Consider the following 4,211-nt stretch of genomic DNA (forward strand, 5'->3'; position numbering starts at 1 on the left):
GTGAGATAGGCGAGCAGGGCGTTCATGCGTGCGTAGTCGGCACGGACGCGGATCACGCGGCCCTGCCGCTCGTCGCTGACGAGCCCGGCCGCGCGCAGCACGTTGAGGTGCGCGGTGAGCGTCGCCGGCGGAAGCTCCAGCTGGTCGCGCAGTTCGCCGACCGACAGCCCGTCCTCACCGGCCTGCACGAGGCTGCGGTAGGCGGCCAGCCGCGAGGCATGGCTGAGCGCGCCAAGGGCGGCCAGGGCGTGATCGGCGTCCATGGTTCGATAGTTCCAGAATAATCGAAGTATGTCAACCAACCCTTGTCGAAGCGCTCGATCGGCCGGCATCACGACGAGGCGCTCGGCAATGCCGAATTGATGGACGGCGAAGGCCTGCGCTGGCTGCGCGCCCTCACGGCGTGCGCTGACGGGGCGACGGCATCACGTGCGCAACGCAAGCTTGCGCTCACGATGCCGTGGGGTCGACTGCTGCGCGGATGCACGTGGGGGCTGCGCCGTCGTAGCAGGACGCTTCAATGCGTCGGAGTGGAACCTTGCAGCGCCGAACCGATGGGCTGCAGGTACCGAAGGCGGCAGCGCAACGCTCGAACCGAATCGATCAACGCCGCACCCCGCGAGGTGCAGTGGTCGATCCACTTCGTGGAAGCCCCAAGCTCTTCGTGCGCGGGGGGCGGGTCCCGGCATGTTCGCATCGAGTCCGGCCATGTCCGAACGCACGCTCCAAGTGAATGGCCGAGGCGAGCTCTGGGCCGACGGATCGAATTCGGCGATCGGGCGTCATGCTGCATCGCGCGGCGAAACCGCGCGGCGCCGAGCGCAATCCGCGCATCGCCACGATGAAAGAAGCCGAGCGCGCCCGGGGGCGCACTCGGTATTCCGACGCGTCAGCGTGCGGCGACGCGCACGGAGTCGGCAGGCGCCGCCTGAAGGCGCGTCAGCACGGCCGCCTGTTCCTTCAGCATCGCGCGCATCTGGTCGAGCATCGCGACGTCGCGTTCGCGTTCCTTGCGCAGGGCGTCGATCTCGCGATGCTGCTTCTGCAGCTCGTTCAGCAGCATCGGCGCGAGCTCGTGGTACGCCACCGAGTCGACCTCGCCCTTGCCGTTGCGCACGACGAGGTCCGGATACACCTTCGCGACTTCCTCGGCGATCAGGCCGTACTGGCGCGCCTGGGTCGGATCCGCCTTGTAGTGAAAGGTGACCGGTCGCAGGTCCATGAGGCGGCTGCTGGCGTCGCCCATTTCCGCGACGTCCTTCTTGAAACGCGCCGACGACACGACCGTGCCGAGCTGGCCGCTCGCATTGATCAGCACGGTACTGCCGCCGGTGATCGAGACGCCGTAGATGCCGGTAACGAAGGTCCGCTGCTGGGCATTCCGCAACGAGGGGTCGTAGCCGATACGTATCGTTTGCGCTTCACCGGCCACGCCGGGATGACCGATGTCGATGTTGTCGCCGCCAGTCGTGAGGCTTGCGCCAGCGTTGTAGCCGATCGCGATATTGCGGTCGCCTGTCGCCGATACCAACGCATTCCGTCCGACCGCGACGTTGCCTTTCGCGGTGCCATTGGAGTGCAGCGCGGATGCGCCAATCGCGACGTTGTCGGTTCCGTTGCTCGAATACAGGCTTTCCACGCCGACCGAGACGTTAGACTGCCCCGCACCGGAGCCGACGTACTGCGACAGGACGCCGACGGCCGTGTTGTACGAACCGGCGCCGTTGATCGACAAAGCCGATACGCCGACGGCCGTGTTGTAGTCGCCCGTGGTGCTGTTCCTGAGCGCGGTCACGCCGAACGCGGTGTTGAACTGGCCGCTCACGTTCGAATACAGCGCGTCGTAGCCGAACGCAGTGTTGTTGGAAGCAGGAAGCACGAGGTTGAGCAGGGCGTCGGTGCCGCCCGCGGTGTTGCTGGAGGAATCGCTGGGCGTGGGGTTCGGTGGTTGTTGTGCATGAGCCGGCACACCGACCATCAATGCAAAAGCCACGGCGCACGCCAGATGTCCACGTGACATGATGCTGCCTCTCGTTTGGCCGGCGGGTCGCCGGCCGAACGATGCTAGGTCGCATCTTTTGCCGCTATTGAGAACAAAATCGCGTTATCCTTAGGTATACAGTCCCGCTTGAATGCGCCTCGCGCTGGCGCGAGGTGCCGGGCCGGCATCTACTCGGGAGCGACGTAGCCGGCCGGCTTCTCCGACCCGTCGCCGAAGAAATACTTCTCCATCTCCGCCGCGATGAACGTGCGCGTCCTCGGCTCGAGCGGGTTGAGGCGGTTCTCGTTGATGAGCATCGTCTGGTGCGCGAGCCAGGCGGCCCACGCTTCCTTCGACACGTGTTCGTAGATGCGCTTGCCGAGTTCGCCGGGCCACGGCGCGAAGGCGAGGCCTTCGGCGTCGCGGTCGAGCTTCACGCAATGCACGGTGCGCGTCATCGGGTTTCCTCCAGTTGCATGAGCAGCTTGCGCACCGGCGCGGGCAAGCCGAGTGCGTCGTAGTCGTCCGCGGGGTGCCAGCGCGCATCGGCGTCGGCGACGCGCGTCGCGCGCGCATCGTCGAACAGCAGCGGCGTGACGTCGAGGCGATAGTGGCTGAACGCGTGCACGAACGACGCGAGCGCGCGCGGAGGCGGCGCGCTCACGCCGTGCCGTTCGAGCAGGCGCGACGCGGCGTCGCCGGCGTCGTCGACCTCGGGCAGACTCCACAGGCGCGCCCATACGCCGGTCGGTGGCCGGCGTTCGAGCAGCACGCGGCGATTCGCGTCCCGCACGACGAGCATCGTCGTGCGCCGCGTCGGCACCTCGCGCTTCGGCTTCGGCTGCGGCAGCACCGCGGTGAGATCCCGGCGACGCGCGACGCAGCCGTCGGCGAGCGGGCACTCGCCGCAGCGTGGACGGCTGCGCGCGCAGACGGTCGCGCCGAGATCCATGATCGCCTGGGTATAGTCAGCGACGCGCGTCGCCGGCGTGTGCGCGCGCGCGTGCGCCCACAGCGTGCGTTGCGTCGTGGTCGAGCCGGGCCAGCCGGAGACGCCGTGCCAGCGCGCGAGCACGCGCTTCACGTTGCCGTCGAGGATCGCGTGAGGCTCGCCGTGCGCCTGCGCCAGGATCGCTGCCGCGGTGGAGCGGCCGATGCCGGGCAGGGCGGCGAGCGCTTCGAGGTCGCGTGGCAGGTCGCCGCCGTGCTCGATGCACAGTTGCGCCGTGCGATGCAGGTTGCGTGCGCGGCTGTAGTAGCCGAGCCCGGACCACAGCGCGAGCACGCGGTCCTCGCTCGCCTCGGCGAGCGCGGCGAGGTCCGGCAGTGCGGCGACGAAGCGCTCGAAGTACGGGATGACCGTGCGCACCTGGGTCTGCTGCAGCATGATCTCGCTGAGCCAGACGCGATACGGGGTGCGCGGATGCTGCCATGGGAGGTCCGTGCGACCGTGCTGGTCGTACCAGGCGAGCAGCGCGTCGGCGAACGTGGCGCTCATCGCTGTCCCGGTGCGTCGTCGCGGACCTCGACCTCGAGGCCTTCGATGCGCGTGTCGCCGATGCGCGCGGAATCGATGTGCAGCGAACCGGAGATCGGCGGCACGACGTCGGCGTTTTCGGGTTTCCAGCCGCGCAGCCAGGCGACGAGATCCGCGCGGTTCGCGAGGTCGATCGTCACGCCTTCGGCGATCGGCACGCCCGCGCGCAGCACGCGGCCATCCTCGACGTGGAGCACGAAGCGGACGTCGGGCAGCGGGGACGTCGACGGCGGCCGCGCGGCGAGCCACGCGTGCAGCGCGTCGAGGTCGAGCTCGGGGCGCACGAGTTCGATGCGCTCGATCTCGAGCTGCGACGACCACAGCGCGTGCCACGGCACGGCCGCGCGCATCGCGTCCGCGTGCAGCACGCGCGTGCCGCCGACGACGAGTTCGGGTTGCGGCAGCACGGCGCGCAGGCCGGGCAGGAGCGCGTAGCCGGCATCGCCGCCGAGGCGCAGCTCGGCGCCGAGGTCGCTGCGTACGCGCTCGACGAGCAGCGCGGTGATGCGCTGCGGACGCGTGTAGCGGTGCACCGCGAATGCGCCGAGCGCGCCGAGTGCGAGCAGCACCATCAGCGCGCGTAGCCAGCGGCGCCTGCGGCGCGGCCGCGCGGCGGGCGTGTCAGCCATGTCCGCCGAGCGAGGCGGGCAGCAGGCCGTCGACGAACGCGGCGGCGTCGAACACGCGCAGGTC

The 4,211-nt window shown here is 69.3% G+C and carries 5 protein-coding genes; all 5 read right to left on the reverse strand.

What is annotated here, in order from left to right:
• The coding region (locus VI238_RS09715) for a metalloregulator ArsR/SmtB family transcription factor (RefSeq protein WP_331650829.1) at nt 1-263 on the reverse strand (263 nt) is incomplete at its 3' end.
• Between the two features lie 626 nt (nt 264-889).
• A complete protein-coding gene (locus tag VI238_RS09720) occupies nt 890-1,993 on the reverse strand; it encodes a tail fiber domain-containing protein (RefSeq protein ID WP_331650831.1) in 1,104 nt (367 codons plus the stop codon).
• A gap of 176 nt (nt 1,994-2,169) precedes the next feature.
• Nucleotides 2,170-2,439 (reverse strand): oxidative damage protection protein, encoded by a 270-nt coding sequence (locus tag VI238_RS09725; protein ID WP_331650833.1) that lies wholly within the window; start codon nt 2,437-2,439, stop codon nt 2,170-2,172.
• A complete protein-coding gene (gene mutY / locus VI238_RS09730; RefSeq protein ID WP_331650835.1) occupies nt 2,436-3,479 on the reverse strand; it encodes an A/G-specific adenine glycosylase in 1,044 nt (347 codons plus the stop codon). Before mutY ends, VI238_RS09725 begins: the two co-directional genes overlap by 4 nt.
• Nucleotides 3,476-4,211, reverse strand: a 736-nt coding sequence (locus tag VI238_RS09735; protein WP_331650836.1) for a hypothetical protein, incomplete at its 5' end; no start/stop codon positions are given. The genes VI238_RS09735 and mutY, both read right to left, overlap by 4 nt.

Origin of the sequence: Dokdonella sp., from assembly GCF_036518555.1 — a bacterium.
Classification (GTDB): Bacteria; Pseudomonadota; Gammaproteobacteria; order Xanthomonadales; family Rhodanobacteraceae; genus Dokdonella_A.